Source organism: Arthrobacter sp. Y-9 (assembly GCF_029690065.1).
Taxonomy (GTDB): domain Bacteria; phylum Actinomycetota; class Actinomycetes; order Actinomycetales; family Micrococcaceae; genus Arthrobacter_E.
This window is the reverse complement of sequence record NZ_CP121463.1, coordinates 2,169,838-2,184,886: the sequence shown is the minus strand read 5'-3', so window position 1 is coordinate 2,184,886 and position 15,049 is coordinate 2,169,838. Positions and strand designations below refer to the sequence as shown.

Here is a 15,049-nt window from a genome sequence, read left to right as displayed (position 1 = left end):
CGACAACCTCTTGGCCGGCGACAACTAGTTCCCCTGCGGCTCGTAAGGACAGCGGGCGGTTCCGGCGCCGCTGAGAGCGGGCGTCCTCCGATGGTGGCGGTGGTGCACGGGGCACGGCTGGAGCGACAGGTCGCCCGTTTCCGCGGAGCTGGTCTCGTCGGCCGGATCCGCCTGAGCTTCTGGAGGCTCTGCCGCCGCGGCGGCGTGCTCGGCGAGGACGCCCGTCTGATGCCGGAGCTTCAGGCGGTACAGCAGGGTGCCGATGACGATCACCCCGACCACGAACATCACCCCGCCCCACTGGAAGTACCACTCGAAGGGCGGGACGGAGTTGTAGATCTCCTGGCGCGGCCACACGAGGTTGAGCGTCATGGCCCCGCCCCACAGCACCGCCAGGATGTTCACGGGGAGGCCCCATTTCCCGAGGCTGAAACCGACCTCGGCGCCGTCGTCCTTCAGCGGCCACTTCTTCAGGAACCGACGGCGGAGCATCGGCGCGGTGACCAGCAGATACGACAGGTAGATCAGCACGATGCTGATGCTGGACAGGATGGTGAAGATGGCCGGCTGGGTGATGTTCACCAGGAGCGGGATGATCGCCAGCACTCCGATGACGATGGCGGCCACCGTGGGCGTCTTGCGGACCGGGTCCACCTTGCTGAGCTGGCGGCTGAACGGGAGGTTGTTGTCGCGGGCCATGGCGAACATCATGCGGATGGCCGCGGCGTGCACTGCGAGTGTGCACACGACGACGGCGACGACGATGCAGACCAGGAACGCCTTCCCGAAGGGGCCGCCCAGCACGGACAGCACGATGTGCTGCAGTCCGCCGTCGGGGGAGCCCAGCTTCGGGTCGTTCAGATCCGGCGCCGCGAGGATGCCACCGAACAGCAGCAGGCCGCCGAGCAGGAAGGACGCCGTGACGGCGCGGAGGATCGCCTTGGGCGCGGTCTTCTTGGGATCCTTCGTCTCCTCGCCCAGGGACGAGGCGGTGTCGAAGCCGTACATGACGTAGCCCGAGGCCATCGCCGCGATGAGGAACACGCCGAAGAAGCCCATCGGCTTGCCTTCGCCGAAGCCGCGGGTGTCCAGCAGGACCTCGGGGCCGTTGTTCACGTGCCAGAAAAGGGCGGCGACCAGGAGCACGGCGGCGATGAGCTCGACGAAGACGCCGATGCTGTTGATCTTGGTCATGAGCTTCACGCCGAACGCGTTGATCAGCGTGGAGATGACGATCATGCCGGTGGCCAGGACCACGCCGTTGATCGCGAAGTCGTAGGGGCCGGAACCGTCGCCGACGAACTGGAAGCCGCTCCACAGCTGCGGCAGGGTGATCTGGAGGGCCAGGGCGACGGATCCGAGCGCCATGATCGACGAGATCAGGAGCAGCCAGCCGGCCAGCCAGGACGGGGTGCCGCTGCTGAGCCTCTTGGCCCAGTTGTAGACCGAACCGGCCACCGGATACCGGCCTGCGAGTTCGGCGAAGCAGAGTGCGACCATGAGCTGGCCGACGAAGACGATGGGCCAGGACCAGGCGTAGGCCGGTCCGGCGGTGGAGAAACCGAAATAGAAAAGCTGGAAGACGCCGGTCAGGATGGAGATGTAACTGACTCCTGCGGCGAAACTGGCGAATTTCCCGATGCTGCGGTCGAGAGTCTGGGCATAGCCGAACTCATCCATTCCGCTGCTGTCGGCGGCCTTGCCGGGGCCGGTGGCGGTGCGTGTTTCTGACATCTGTGCTCCTTGTTCAGGTGACCCGCCGGTTCCGCCGCCCCGGGGACGGGGCGGCGGAACCGATCAGGCGTGCCTCGTTGCACGCCCGGCCGGATCCTGGAATACCGGATGCTGCTGTTCTGCCGGTAGGCGCTGCTCAGTCGGAGGAGCCGAACCAGCCGCTGGGTGCGGGCTGGATGTTCTGCCAGATGTGCTTGGCCTCCCGGTACTCGTTGAGCCCGGCGCGTCCGAGTTCCCGTCCGATGCCCGACTTGCCGAACCCGCCCCACTCAGCCTGGGGGACGTAGGGGTGGTAGTCGTTGATCCAGATGGTCCCGTGCCGCAGAGCGCCGGCGACCCGCTGCGCCTTGGACGCGTCCGAGGTCCACACCGCGCCCGCGAGGCCGTACTCGGTGTCGTTGGCGATCGCCACGGCCTCGGCCTCGGTGCTGAAGGTCTCGACGGTCAGCACGGGGCCGAAGGACTCCTCCTGCAGCACGCTCATGCCGGAGCGGCAGTTGCCGAGCACGGTGGGCGGGTAGAAGTAGCCGTCGGCGAGCGGACCGTCGTCGGGGATGAAGCCGCCGCAGAGCAGCTCGGCCCCTTCGGCGATGCCCGCCTGCACGTAGGCGTGGACCTGGTCACGGTGCTTCGCGGAGATGAGCGGACCGGTCTCGGCGTCGGCGTCGAAGGGGCCGCCCATGCGGATCTTCTGAGCGCGCTCCACGATCTCGGCGACGAAGCGGTCCGCGATGCTCTCCTCGACGACAAGCCGGGCGCCGGCCGAGCAGACTTGACCGGAGTGCAGGAACACCGCGGTCAGGGCGTTGTCCAGCGCCGCGTCCCAGTCGGCGTCGGCGAACACGACGTTCGGGTTCTTCCCGCCGAGTTCGAAGGCGATGCGCTTCACGGTCTCGGCCGCGGACGCCATGATGGTCTGGCCGGTGGCCAGGCTTCCCGTCATGGAGACGAGATCCACCCGCGGATCGGAGCTCAGCACCGGTCCGACCTTGGAGCCGCTTCCCGTGACCAGGTTCGCGACGCCGGCCGGGACGCCGGCCTCCGCCAGCGTCTCCATGAGCAGGATGGACGTCGAGGGGGTCAGCTCGCTGGGCTTGAGCACGAAGGAGTTACCCGCCACGAGCGCCGGGGCGACCTTCCAGGCGGCCTGGAGGAGCGGGTAGTTCCACGGCGCGATGAGGGCGCAGACGCCGAGCGGTTCGTAGACCACGCGGCTGATGGCGTTCGGCAGTCCGGTGTCGATCACGCGCCCGGCGTCGAGGCCCGCGATCTTGCCGTAGTACCGGAAGCAGGAGGCGATGTCGTCGATGTCGTACTCGGCCTCGACCAGGCGCTTGCCCGTGTCCAGGGCCTCGGCCCGCGCGTACGCGGCCTTGTCGCGTTCGAGCAGGCCCGCGATCTTCAGGAGGACCTCGCCGCGCTCGATGTCCGTCTTGCGGCGCCACGGGCCCTCGTCGAAGGCGTTGCGTGCGCTGGCGATCGCCCGCTCGGCGTCCTCGACGGTGGCCGACACGACGACGGCGACCTCCTGCCCGTCCGCCGGACAGCGCACGGTGGTGGTCCCGCCGTCGGCGGCCTGCTGCCAGGACCCGTCGATGTACAGGCCTCGGATGGTCTTCGTCTCGGTGGGAGTCACGGTCATCTTCTCAACCCTTCACTGACTGGCCGTTGGCGGACTGGTCCCGCTCGAGCGGGGAGACGCCGTGGCGGTAGAACTTGGTGTGCTGCGCGGCAAGCGGCTCGTTGCCCAGAATGAGGTCCGCGGCCCGCTCGGCCAGCATCATCACCGGGGCGTAGATGTTCCCGTTGGTCACGTACGGCATGGCGGAGGCATCCACGACCCGCAGGCCCTTGGTGCCGTGCACACGCATGGTGAGCGGATCCACGACCGCCATCGGATCCGAGGCCGGGCCCATCTTGGCGGTGCAGGACGGGTGGAGGGCCGTCTCGGCGTCCTTGGCGACCCAGTCGAGGATCTCCTGATCGGTCTGGACCGAGGGGCCGGGGGAGATTTCGCCGCCGTTGTAGGGGGACATGGCGGACTGGCCGAGGATGTCGCGGGAGATGCGGACGGCCTCCACCCACTCGCGGCGGTCCTGATCGGTCGACAGGTAGTTGAAGATCATGGACGGGTGCACGGTCGGGTCCGAGGAGCGGATCTTCAGGCTGCCGCGGGCGTCGGAGTACATGGGACCGATGTGGACCTGGTAGCCGTGCTTGGCCTCGGCTTTCTGGCCGTCGTAGCGCACCGCGACCGGCAGGAAGTGGAACATGAGGTTGGGGTAGGCCACGTCCTCGTTGGACCGGACGAAGCCGCCGCCCTCGAAGTGGTTGGTGGCCGCGGGACCCTTCCGGCCGAGGAGCCACTGCAGACCGATGAACGGCATGCGCCACACGTCGAGCGCGGGCTGCATGGAGACGGGCTGGGTGCAGGCGTGCTGGATGTAGACCTCGAGGTGGTCCTGGAGGTTTTCGCCGACGCCGGGAAGGTTGACCACGGATTTGATGCCGAAGTTCCGGAGGTGCTGCGCGTCGCCCACGCCGGAGAGCTGCAGCAGCTGCGGGGTGTTGATGGCGCCGCCGGACAGGATCACCTCGCCGGCGTTGACGGTGTGCGTCTTGCCGTTGTGGCGGTAGGTGACGCCCGTGGCGGTGTCGCCCGTGAAGTTGATCTTGGTGACGAACGCGCGGGTCTGCACGGTCAGGTTCGGGCGGCCGCGGTTCGGACGGAGGTAGGCACGGGAGGCGGAGAGGCGCTGGCCCTTGTGGACGTTGCGGTCGAAGGGGGCGAAGCCCTCCTGGCGGTAGCCGTTGACGTCGTCGGTGAGAGGGAATCCGGCCTGCTGGGCGGCCTGGAAGAACGCGCCGAAGAGGGGGTTGGTGGCCGGGCCGCGTTCCAGGACGAGGGGGCCGTCGTGGCCGCGGAACTCGTCATCCGGGTCCGCGGCGAGCGTGGTCTCCATGCGGCGGAAGTAGGGCAGACAGTGGGCGTAGTCCCACGTCTCCATCCCGGCGTCGGCGCCCCAGCGCTCATAGTCCAAGGGGTTGCCGCGCTGGAAGATCATGCCGTTGATGGAGCTGGAACCGCCGAGGACCTTGCCACGGGCATGGGCCACGCGACGGCCGCCCATGTGGGGCTCGGGATCCGATTCGTAGCGCCAGTCGTAGAACGGGTTGCCGCTGGGGAAGGTCAGGGCCGCGGGCATCTGGATGAACAGGTCCCACGGGTAGTCACTGCGGCCCGCTTCCAGGACCAGCACGCTGCGGGTGCCACCCTCGCTCAGGCGGTTGGCCAGCACGGAGCCGGCGCTTCCTCCGCCCACGATCACGTAGTCGTAGCTGCTGTTGCTCATGAAGTCTCCTTGCACCTCGAGCGGAAGCACGGCGTCTGCTCCGCGCGACCCACGTCGGTGTGACGCGGGTCATATTTTCGAGGTTAGCGGAGCTTGAACAAACGTTCAAGACCTAGTTTGGGCATCTGTTCAAAGGGGCGCGGGCCGGTGCCCGTCGGGCCTGTTCAGGCGCGGAAGAAGGCGCTTCGGGCAGAGAGAAAGAGCCGCGTCACATTGGCGCGGAGAGGGGGAGGGGCACCGCTCAGTCGGCGAAGGCGATCTCTTCCGTGCGGAGGATGTTCCGCTCGATGGACGACGGATCGATGCCCAGCAGCGACGTGAGCCACATGCCGTTCTGCACCACGACGACGTCGGCCGCCCGGTCTTTGCACTGCGCCGGCGTGAGCGCGGGCTTCGCCTTGGAGATCAGCTCGGCGAGCCCGTCGAGGTACCGGTCGAACGCCTCGGCGTTGATGGCGGCGAACTCCTCGTCGGCCTGGGCGAGGGCCCAGAGGTGGAGGCGCAGGGAGAGGTACTGGGTGGTCAGGATCTCCGGCGCCGCGACGCGCCGCAGCGCCGTGCGCAGCTGTTCGTCGGGGGACGCCTCGGGGTCCGGGGCGACCAGCCGCAGATCGCTTTCGCTGATCCGGCCGAGCACCGCGCGGATGAGACTGGGCTTGTCCGCGTAGTAGTAGTTCACGAGTCCGAGCGCGACGCCGGCCTCCCGCGCCACCGCTCGCATGTTGACCCCCGAGATGCCATGGCGCGAGAGCAGCTCCAGCACCGCATCCAGAATGCGGGACTGGCGGTCCACCTGCTGCCGGGAATTCACTGTGCTGGGTTCCACTCGGACAGACTATGGCGAAACTCCCCGGAGGCGCATCCACCGGCCTTCCGCGGGTCGCCGCACGACGCCGGGCACGACACCCGGCACGACCGCAGGGCGACGCGGGGCGCGCGAAGAGGGCCCTCCCGGATCTCGCCGGGAGGGCTCGGGACACGGGCGCACGGGCCCACCCGCGGGGGTGGGCCCGTGCGCGCAGGCGCCTCGTGTCAGTTCCGCACGTAGCCGTTCGGGTTGAGCACGTACTTGGTGGCGGCGCCGGCGTCGAACTCGGCATAACCGCGCGGGGCGTCCTCCAGGGGGATCGCCTGGGCGTTGACCGCCTTGGCGATCTGCACCTTGTCGTGAAGGATCGCCATCATGAGCTGGCGGTTGTACTTCATGACCGGGCACTGGCCGGTGGTGAAGGAGAGCGACTTCGCCCAGCCGGTGCCGAGCGAGAGCGAGAGGGACCCTCGCTGGGCGGCCTCGTCGATGCCGCCCGGGTCGCCCGTGACGTAAAGGCCCGGGATGCCCAGCGCGCCGCCGGCGGCCGTCAGGTCCATGAGCGAGTTGAGCACGGTCGCCGGGGCCTCGTGGGAGGCGTCCTTGCCGTGCCCCCGGGCCTCGAAGCCCACGGCGTCGACACCGCAGTCGACCTCCGGCACTCCGAGCAGCTGTTCGATCTGGTCCCGGGGGTCGCCGGCTCCGACGTTCACGGTCTCGCACCCGAAGGAGCGGGCCTGCGCCAGGCGGTCCTCATTCATGTCGCCGACGATCACGACGGCGGCGCCCAGCAGCTGCGCCCCGGCCGCGGCCGCGAGGCCCACCGGGCCGGCGCCGGCGATGTAGACGGTGGACCCCACGCCCACGCCCGCCGTCACGGCGCCGTGGAATCCAGTGGGGAAGATGTCGGAGAGCATGGTCAGATCCATGATCTTCTCCAGGGCCTGGTCCCGGTCCGGGAATTTCAGCAGATTCCAGTCCGCGTAAGGGACCAGGACGTACTCGGCCTGGCCTCCGACCCAGCCGCCCATGTCCACGTAGCCGTAGGCGCTGCCGGGACGGTCGGGGTTCACGTTCAGACAGATGCCGGTCTTGCGCTCCTTGCAGTTGCGGCAGCGGCCGCAGGAGATGTTGAAGGGGACCGAGACGATGTCGCCGACCTTGAGGAACTCGACGTCGGGCCCCACCTCGATCACCTCGCCCGTGATCTCATGACCCAGGACGAGGTCCTGGGGAGCCGTGGTGCGGCCGCGGACCATGTGCTGGTCCGAGCCGCAGATGTTGGTGGTGACGGTCCGCAGGATCGCACCGTGCGGGACCTTGCGGCCCACGTTGAGCGGGTTGACCCCCGGCCCGTCCTTCAATTCGAACGTCGGGTACTCGGTGTCGATGACCTCCACGACTCCGGGCGCTTTGTAGGCTACTGCTCTGTTTCCTGACATGCGCTGCTCTCCATTCTGTTGATGTGGCGAACCCGGGGCGGAGCCGCGGACGGCTCCACCCCGGGGACGTTTATTTGAGCCAGGCCGCCACCTTGTCCGGGTTGGCGTCGATCCACTTCTTGGCCGCGGCCTCCGGGCTCATGCCGTCCTTCGCGATGTAGCCGGCGACGGCGTTCTGGTCCGCGTTGGTCCACGTGAAGTTCTTCACCAGCTTGTAGGCCGGGCTCCCGGAGGAGGCGAACTTGCTCGAGGCGATCTTGTTCAGCTCGTACTTCGGGTAGTCACAGGCCACCTTCGCGGCGTCGGCGTCGCAGCCTGCCGTGTAGGCGGGCAGGTTGACCTTCACCAGCGGCACCTCGTTGAGGAACCACTGGGGTTCATAGAAGTAGCCGAGGAGCGGGGTGTGCTTCTGCTCCGCCTGGCGGAAGGCCTGGATCAGGGCGGGCTCGCTGCCCGCGTAGACCACCTTGAAGTTCAGGTTCAGGTTCTTGACCAGGGCCTCGTCATTGGTGACGTAGGAGGGGTCGCCGTCGAGCAGCTGTCCCTTGCCGCCCGACTCCGAGGTCTTGAACAGATCGGCGTACTTGTTCAGATTCTTGTAGTCCGTGATGTCCGGGTACTGCTTGGCCATCCATGGCGGCACGTACCAGCCGATCACTCCGGTGTTGCCGGTGGGCCCGGCGTCCACCGCGGTCTTCTGCTGCTTGATGTACTTGTCCGTCAGCTCAGGGTGGCCCCAGTTCTCCAGGACGACGTCGACCTCACCGCTGCCGAAGCCCTGCCACGCGACTTCCTCTTTCAGGGTCTTGTAGTTGACGGTGCAACCGAGCTTCTCCTTGGCGACGGTGCCGACCACGTAGGCATCGGCCTCGTAGCCCACCCAGGGGTTCACGGCGACGTTGAAGGCGCCGCAGGCCGCGGCCGCTCCGGACGAGGAACCCGCCGAGGAGATGTCCCCGCCGCAGGCCGTGAGTCCGAGCAGGCCCGTCATGAAGACCGCGGCGAGGGCCGTGTTCCTCAAGCGTGCTGCGCCCCCACGCTGGTGATTCGTTTTCTTCATGGCATTTTCCTTTGTCAGATCCGGCCCAGACGGGCCGCGGTGTATTTGGTGATGCGGTCGAGCATGACGCCCAGTGCGGTGATCGAGATGCCGGCCGCCAGACCCTTGCCGAAGAGCTGGGACTGCGAGAAGCCGGCGACCACGAGGTACCCGAGCCCACCGCCGCCCACCAGGCCGCCGACCACGACCATGGATAGCACGTAGAGGAGACCTTGATTCGCGGCGAGCACGACGGCGGAGCGGGACATGGGCAGCTGGACTTTGGAGATCATCTGCCAGGACGTGGTGCCCATGGACTCGGACGCCTCCACCGTGACGGGGGAGACTCCCCGGATCCCGTCGGCCACGAGCTTGGTGGCGATGGGGACCCCGTAGCAGAACGCCGCGATGATGGCGGTGAAACGGGTCGGTCCGAACAGGGCCAGCGCCGGGACCAGGTACACGAAGGACGGGATGGTCTGGAGCGCGTCCAGCACCGGCCGGATGACCGAGTCCACCATTTTGCTCCGCCCCATCCAGACGCCCAGCGCCATGGCCGCGATGATGACCAGGAGCGTGGCCACGAGGGTGGTGGCCAGGGTCTTCATGCTCTCGTTCCAGAGCCCGGTGCCGAGGATGACCGCCTCGCAGACCAGCGTCACAGCCGCTGCACGCAGGCCGCCGAGAGCCAGGGCGACGCCCAGCAGGACGATGACCATGACCCACCACGGGGACTGGGCCAGGAGGGACTGCAGCGGGTCCACCAGGAGCGCCGTCACGGTGTCCTTGAGCCAGCCGGTGAAGCCGGCGAAGGTCGAGACGATCCACTGCGTGGCGGCGGAGATGGCGTTGGCCAGCGGCGTCCCGAGGTCCGGAGAGGACGGGAACTTGGCGAGGGCCAGGTAGTTGTGCGAGAGGTAGACGGCGATCGCCGCCACGACGGCTCCCGCGGTCACGAGGATGCGGCGCTTGCGCGGTCCCGGCATGAGGCCCGAGCGGGAGCGCTTCTGGAAGCGGGCGGCCACGGCGGAGCGTTCGGAGGCGGCCGTTGTCGTGCGGTCGAGCATGACGGCCATGAGGACGATCGCGAGGCCGGAGACGAAGGCGCCGCCGACATCCAGCGACTGCAGGGACTGCAGGACCGGCTGGCCGAGGCCGGGGCCGTTGATCAGGGCGGCGATGGTCGCCATCGAGAGGGCGGCCATGGTGCACTGGTTGATGCCGACCACGATCGTCCGGCGGGCCATGGGCAGCTGCACCTTGACGAGCGTCTGCCAGGCGGTGCCGCCCATGGAGGTCACGGCCTCGAGGGTGGTCGGGGAGACGTTCCGGATGCCGTGTTCGGTGATGCGCACCAGGGGCGGCAGGGAGTAGATGATGGTCGTGACGATCGCCGCGGCCGGGCCGATGCCGAACACCAGGGCCAGCGGCGCGAGGTAGGCGAAGGACGGCAGCGTCTGCATCAGGTCCAGCACGGGGGTGAAGATGGCGGAAACCCGCTGGCTCCTGGCCATCCAGATCCCGAGGGGCAGGCCCACGATCGCGCAGAGGATCACCGCCACGAAGGTGACGATCAGGGTGTCGATGCTCTGCTGCCAGTAGCCGAAGAAGCCGAAGAGCAGGACGCAGACCGTGACCAGGATCGTGGAGCGGAGCCCCGCGAACGTGAAGGTCAGCCAGGCGAGCAGCGCCACGACGCCCAGCCAGCCCACCTCGGGGACCGGCCGCGTGGCGCTTCCCTGACTGAACAGGCTCTGCAGGCCCGTGACGAGGCCGTTGACGCCGTTCGTGATGGGCTGCACCACGTACTGGAAGAACGCCGACGAGTCCCGGGCCGAGTCGAAGGCGTCCCGGACACTGTTGAGCCACAGGTGGATGTCGGTCTTGTCCGCGCCGCCGATCTCCAGCGTCTGGGTGCCCTTCAGCACGGCCCAGAGGATGAGCCAGAGAACGACGACGGCGATCAGCAGCGTCCTGCGCCAGTGCCGCCGGAGGATGCTCAGCGGCGGAGTCTGCTCCACCCCGGTGGCGGGCTCCCCGGCCGCCGTGGCCGTGCGTTCCGGGGCGGTCGTGGACGTGCTCACGGGGCTTCCTCGGCCACGACCACGCGCAGGATGTCGTCGTCATCGACGACGCCGAGGAAGTCCTCGCCGTCGAAGACGCGGACGGGCAGCGAGGAGTGGAGGACCTGACTGGCGGCCGACCGGACCACCTGGTCGGCCTGCATGATGGGTCCGTCCAGCGCTTCGCCGGGTCGCGGTTGCCGCACCACGTAGCGGAGGGTCAGGACGTGCGAGCGGGGCACTTCGGAGACGAAGTCACGGACGTAGTCGTCGGCCGGGTTGGCCACCACCTCGGCGGGGGTGCCCACCTGGACGATCTCGCCGTCGCGCATGATGAGGATCCGGTCCCCGATCTTCAGCGCCTCCTGGAGGTCGTGGGTGATGAAGACCATGGTCTTGCCCACCTCCTCGTGGAGGCGGACGACCTCGTTCTGCATGTCACGGCGGATCAGGGGGTCCAGCGCGGAGAACGGTTCGTCGAAGAACAGGACCTCAGGGTCGACCGCCAGCGCGCGGGCGAGCCCGACGCGTTGCTGCATGCCGCCGGAGAGCTGGTCGGGGAAGGACTGCTCGTAGCCGGACAGTCCGACGAGCTCCACCATCTCCTGGGCTCGCGCCTGGCGGACCGCCTTGGACTCACCGCGGACCTCCAGCCCGTAGGCGACGTTGTCGATGACCTTCCGGTGCGGCAGGAGGCCGAACTGCTGGAACACCATCGACATGTGCTTACGGCGCAGCGTCCGGAGCTTCGTCGTGCTCGCTTCGGTGACGTCCTCGCCGTTGATCGTGACGCGGCCGGCCGTCGGTTCGATGAGCCGGGTCAGCAGGCGGACCAGGGTCGACTTGCCGGAGCCCGAGAGGCCCATGATGACGAACACCTCGCCGCGGGCGACCTCGAAGGAGATGTCCTTCACGGCGGCGAGACATCCGGTCTGGCTGAGGAGCTCCTGCCGGCTGAGATCCGCCTGCGCGGTGCCCATGATCTTGTCCGCTTTGGGGCCGAAGATCTTCCACAGTCCTTCCACGCGGAGAGCGGTGTCTTCAGAGGCTGGGGCGGATCTTCCGGCAGAGGATGGTTCCGCGGTGGCCACAGTGTTCACGTCGTTCTCCTTAGCGGTTGCGGCCTCGGATTCAGGTCATCTGAGGCAACTGGAAGCAACATGCACAACTGTGACGCAACTCATATATCAGCGTCAAGGGTTCGCGGTGTAAACACTGTGTTGCGTCGAAAAGTCCGGAGAGGGGACCGTTCGCGCCGGCCGGAGCGGCGTGGAATTCCGGGGGAGAAGGCTGCCGGCCCGCCGTTCGCGGAGCCGCTCAGAGGACCTTGCGGATCTCCGTCTCGAAGTCGGTGACGTGCGCCAGAGCGAGCTCGGCCGCGCGGTCGGCGTCGCCGTCGACGATCGCCTGCAACAGGGCCGCGTGCTCGACGATGTGCCCCGACAGCCCGGGCAGACGCTCGATCACCAGGCACCAGATGCGGGTGGAGAGGTTGTCGTAGCGGATCAGGACGTCTTCCAGGTGGGGATTGCCCGCGGCACGGTAGATGAGGCGGTGCACCGACATGTCCAGGCGCATGAGCTCGCTCTGTGCGTCCGCGGATTCGTCGACGGCGAGGAGCCGTTGGATGACGTCCTTCATCTCCTGGCGCACGGCGGGGGTGGCGTTCTCGGCGGCGCGGCGCGCGGCGACGGGCTCCAGCACCGAGCGGATGTCCCAGATGGCGGCGAGCTCCGTGATGTCCACGCTCGTGGCGAAGGTGCCGCGCCGGGGGTAGGAGACCAGGAGGTGGTCGGTTTCCAGACGTTTGATCGCCTCGCGCACGGGCGTCCGGCCCATGCCGAGCTCGGCCGCCAGGAGGCCGTCATTCAGGGGCTCGCCGGGCCGGATGTCGAGCATGACCAGGCGGTCCTTGATCGTCTCGTACGCCTGGTCTGCGAGGGACCGTCCTGCGACTCCCGGATCCGCTGTCACGTCAGTCCTTCCTTTCCTGATGGATCGTCGTTGACATCTTCTCAGACCAACGCGATACTCGTCTTAGAACTCTGATATATCAATTAGATACTAGCCATCAGAGACCAGCCCTGTGAGGAGAACAGATGACCGAGGTTCTGACGCGTTCGCTCGCCGACACCGATCCCGACGTCAAGGCGGCCATCGACCGGGAACTCCTGCGCCAGCAGGGGACCCTGGAGATGATCGCCTCCGAGAACTTCGCGCCGCTCGCGGTGATGGAGGCTCAGGGATCGGTCCTCACGAACAAATACGCCGAGGGCTACCCCGGAAAGCGCTATTACGGTGGGTGCGAGCACGTCGACGTCATCGAACAGCTGGCGATCGATCGCGTCAAGGCCCTCTTCGGCGCGGAGGCCGCCAACGTCCAGCCCCACTCCGGCGCCCAGGCCAATGCCGCCGCGATGTTCGCGCTCCTGGAACCGGGGGACTCCATCCTCGGGCTCTCCCTGGCCCACGGCGGCCACCTCACGCACGGCATGAAGATCAACTTCTCCGGCAAGCTGTACCAGGTGGTGCCGTACGAGGTGAACCGGGACACCCTGCTGATCGACATGGCCGAGGTGGAGCGTCTGGCTCTGGCGCACCGCCCCCGGCTCATCGTCGCTGGGTGGTCCGCCTACTCCCGTCAGCTGGACTTCGCCGAGTTCCGCCGCATCGCGGACCTCGTGGGCGCCTACCTCATGGTGGACATGGCCCACTTCGCCGGGCTGGTGGCCGCCGGCCTGCACCCGAATCCGGTGCCGTACGCCGACGTCGTGACCACCACGACGCACAAGACCCTCGGCGGCCCACGCGGCGGCGTCATCCTCAGCAAGGAGTCCCTGGCGAAGAAGATCAACTCCGCCGTCTTCCCCGGCCAGCAGGGCGGTCCGCTCGAGCACGTGGTGGCGGCGAAGGCCGTGGCCTTCAAGCTCGCCGCGGAGCCCGCCTTCCGGGACCGCCAGCAGCGCACCCTGGAAGGAGCGCAGATCATCGCCCGCCGTCTGCTGGCCGACGACGTCGCGCAGGCCGGCGTCTCCGTGGTCAACGGGGGCACCGACGTCCACCTCGTCCTGGTGGACCTCCGGAATTCCGCGCTGGACGGTCAGCAGGGCGAGGACCGCCTGCACCGGATCGGCATCACCGTCAACCGCAATGCCGTGCCGTTCGACCCGCGACCACCGATGGTCTCTTCCGGTCTGCGCATCGGCACGCCCGCGCTCTCCGCCCGCGGCTTCGGCGCCGCCGAGTTCACCGAGGTGGCGGACATCATCGCCGCAGCCCTGAAGCCGGACTTCAGCGACGAGCTCGCCGGCGAACTCAGCGCCCGCGTCCGCGTCCTGGCGGACAAGCACCCCCTCTACCCGAACCTGAACGCCGAGAACGGAGCGCTCTGATGGCGGATCTGCTGCCCGAACACCCGGATTTCCTCTGGCGGAACCCGGATCCCAAGCCCTCCTATGACGCGATCATCGTCGGCGGCGGTGGGCACGGTCTGGCCACCGCCTACTACCTCGCCAAGCACCACGGCATGACGAACATCGCCATCCTGGAACGCGGCTGGCTCGCCGGCGGCAACATGGCCCGCAACACCACGATCATCCGCTCCAACTACCTCTGGGATGAGTCGGCGGCCATCTACGAGCACTCTCTGCGCCTCTGGGAGGCTTTGCCGGAGGAACTGGAGTACGACTTCCTGTTCAGCCAGCGCGGCGTCATGAACCTGGCGCACACGCTCCAGGACGTGCGGGAGTCCGTGCGGCGCGTGGGCGCCAACAAGCTCAACGGGGTCGACGCCGAATGGCTGGAACCCGAGCAGGTCAAGGAACTCTGCCCCATCCTGAACATCGGCCAGGACATCCGGTACCCCGTCCTGGGCGCCACGTACCAGCCGCGCGCGGGCATCGCCAAGCACGATCACGTGGCCTGGGCCTTCGCCCGCAAGGCCGACGAGCTGGGCGTGGACATCATCCAGAACTGCGAGGTCACCGGGTTCCTGAAGGACGGCAACCGCGTGGTCGGCGTCCAGACCAGCCGCGGCACCATCCACGCCGGCAAGGTGGCCCTGTGCGCCGCCGGGCACTCCTCGGTGCTGGCGAAGATGGCCGGCTTCGACCTGCCGATCCAGTCCCACCCGCTGCAGGCCCTCGTCTCCGAGCTGCACGAGATCGTCCACCCGACCGTCGTGATGTCGAACCACGTCCACGTGTACGTCTCCCAGGCCCACAAGGGCGAGCTCGTGATGGGTGCCGGCATCGACTCCTACAACGGCTACGGCCAGCGCGGCGGCTTCCACGTCATCGAGGAGCAGATGGCCGCCGCCGTCGAACTGTTCCCGGTGTTCGCCCGCGCTCATCTGCTCCGCACCTGGGGCGGCATCGTGGACGTCACCCTGGACGCCTCGCCGATCGTGGGCAAGTCGCCCGTGGAGAACCTGTACGTGAACTGCGGCTGGGGGACCGGCGGCTTCAAGGGGACCCCGGGAGCCGGCTGGACCATGGCCCACACGATCGCCACGGACGAGCCCCACGCGCTGAACGCCCCGTTCGCCCTGGAGCGCTTCGAGACCGGCGCCCTCATCGACGAGCACGGCGCGGCCGCCGTCGCTCACTGAC

The 15,049-nt window shown here is 68.1% G+C and carries 11 protein-coding genes; 2 read left to right on the top strand and 9 right to left on the bottom strand.

Going from position 1 to position 15,049, the window contains the following annotated elements:
- Positions 1-24: 24 nt before the first annotated feature.
- From P9849_RS09805 to P9849_RS09765, 9 genes are all read right to left on the bottom strand, one after another.
- Positions 25-1,734 (bottom strand): APC family permease, encoded by a 1,710-nt coding sequence (locus P9849_RS09805; RefSeq protein ID WP_278266635.1) that lies wholly within the window; start codon positions 1,732-1,734, stop codon positions 25-27.
- Positions 1,735-1,870: 136 nt separating this feature from the next.
- Positions 1,871-3,376, bottom strand: coding sequence for an aldehyde dehydrogenase family protein (locus P9849_RS09800; RefSeq protein ID WP_278266634.1), 1,506 nt, complete (start codon positions 3,374-3,376; stop codon positions 1,871-1,873).
- A 4-nt stretch (positions 3,377-3,380) separates the two neighbouring features.
- Positions 3,381-5,087, bottom strand: a complete 1,707-nt coding sequence (betA, locus tag P9849_RS09795; protein ID WP_278266633.1) for a choline dehydrogenase — start codon at positions 5,085-5,087, stop codon at positions 3,381-3,383.
- A gap of 241 nt (positions 5,088-5,328) precedes the next feature.
- Entirely contained in the window at positions 5,329-5,913 is a 585-nt protein-coding gene (locus P9849_RS09790; protein WP_278266632.1) for a TetR/AcrR family transcriptional regulator, read from the bottom strand.
- A 206-nt stretch (positions 5,914-6,119) separates the two neighbouring features.
- Positions 6,120-7,337 carry a formaldehyde dehydrogenase, glutathione-independent gene (fdhA, locus tag P9849_RS09785; RefSeq protein ID WP_278266631.1) on the bottom strand — a complete coding sequence of 406 codons (1,218 nt, stop codon included), beginning with the start codon at positions 7,335-7,337 and terminating at the stop codon, positions 6,120-6,122.
- A gap of 70 nt (positions 7,338-7,407) precedes the next feature.
- Positions 7,408-8,397, bottom strand: coding sequence for an ABC transporter substrate-binding protein (locus tag P9849_RS09780; protein WP_066210630.1), 990 nt, complete (start codon positions 8,395-8,397; stop codon positions 7,408-7,410).
- A 14-nt stretch (positions 8,398-8,411) separates the two neighbouring features.
- A complete protein-coding gene (locus P9849_RS09775; protein WP_278266630.1) occupies positions 8,412-10,460 on the bottom strand; it encodes an ABC transporter permease subunit in 2,049 nt (682 codons plus the stop codon).
- Positions 10,457-11,464 (bottom strand): glycine betaine/L-proline ABC transporter ATP-binding protein, encoded by a 1,008-nt coding sequence (locus P9849_RS09770; protein WP_278266629.1) that lies wholly within the window; start codon positions 11,462-11,464, stop codon positions 10,457-10,459. Before P9849_RS09770 ends, P9849_RS09775 begins: the two co-directional genes overlap by 4 nt.
- A gap of 292 nt (positions 11,465-11,756) precedes the next feature.
- Positions 11,757-12,413 (bottom strand): GntR family transcriptional regulator, encoded by a 657-nt coding sequence (locus P9849_RS09765; protein WP_278266628.1) that lies wholly within the window; start codon positions 12,411-12,413, stop codon positions 11,757-11,759.
- A gap of 125 nt (positions 12,414-12,538) precedes the next feature.
- On the opposite strand from P9849_RS09765, the gene glyA reads away from it, so the two are divergent.
- Both glyA and P9849_RS09755 read left to right on the top strand, forming a co-directional pair.
- Positions 12,539-13,831, top strand: coding sequence for a serine hydroxymethyltransferase (glyA, locus tag P9849_RS09760; RefSeq protein WP_278266627.1), 1,293 nt, complete (start codon positions 12,539-12,541; stop codon positions 13,829-13,831).
- Positions 13,831-15,048, top strand: coding sequence for a sarcosine oxidase subunit beta family protein (locus P9849_RS09755; RefSeq protein WP_066210620.1), 1,218 nt, complete (start codon positions 13,831-13,833; stop codon positions 15,046-15,048). Before glyA ends, P9849_RS09755 begins: the two co-directional genes overlap by 1 nt.
- The last annotated feature ends 1 nt before the right edge of the window (position 15,049 follow it).

Coding starts and splice junctions, on each gene's coding strand:
- P9849_RS09805 (WP_278266635.1), bottom strand. CDS start 1,734: ATGTCAGAAACACGCACCGCCACCGGCCCCGGCAAGGCCGCCGACAGC.
- P9849_RS09800 (WP_278266634.1), bottom strand. CDS start 3,376: ATGACCGTGACTCCCACCGAGACGAAGACCATCCGAGGCCTGTACATC.
- betA (WP_278266633.1), bottom strand. CDS start 5,087: ATGAGCAACAGCAGCTACGACTACGTGATCGTGGGCGGAGGAAGCGCC.
- fdhA (WP_278266631.1), bottom strand. CDS start 7,337: ATGTCAGGAAACAGAGCAGTAGCCTACAAAGCGCCCGGAGTCGTGGAG.
- P9849_RS09780 (WP_066210630.1), bottom strand. CDS start 8,397: ATGAAGAAAACGAATCACCAGCGTGGGGGCGCAGCACGCTTGAGGAAC.
- glyA (WP_278266627.1), top strand. CDS start 12,539: ATGACCGAGGTTCTGACGCGTTCGCTCGCCGACACCGATCCCGACGTC.
- P9849_RS09755 (WP_066210620.1), top strand. CDS start 13,831: ATGGCGGATCTGCTGCCCGAACACCCGGATTTCCTCTGGCGGAACCCG.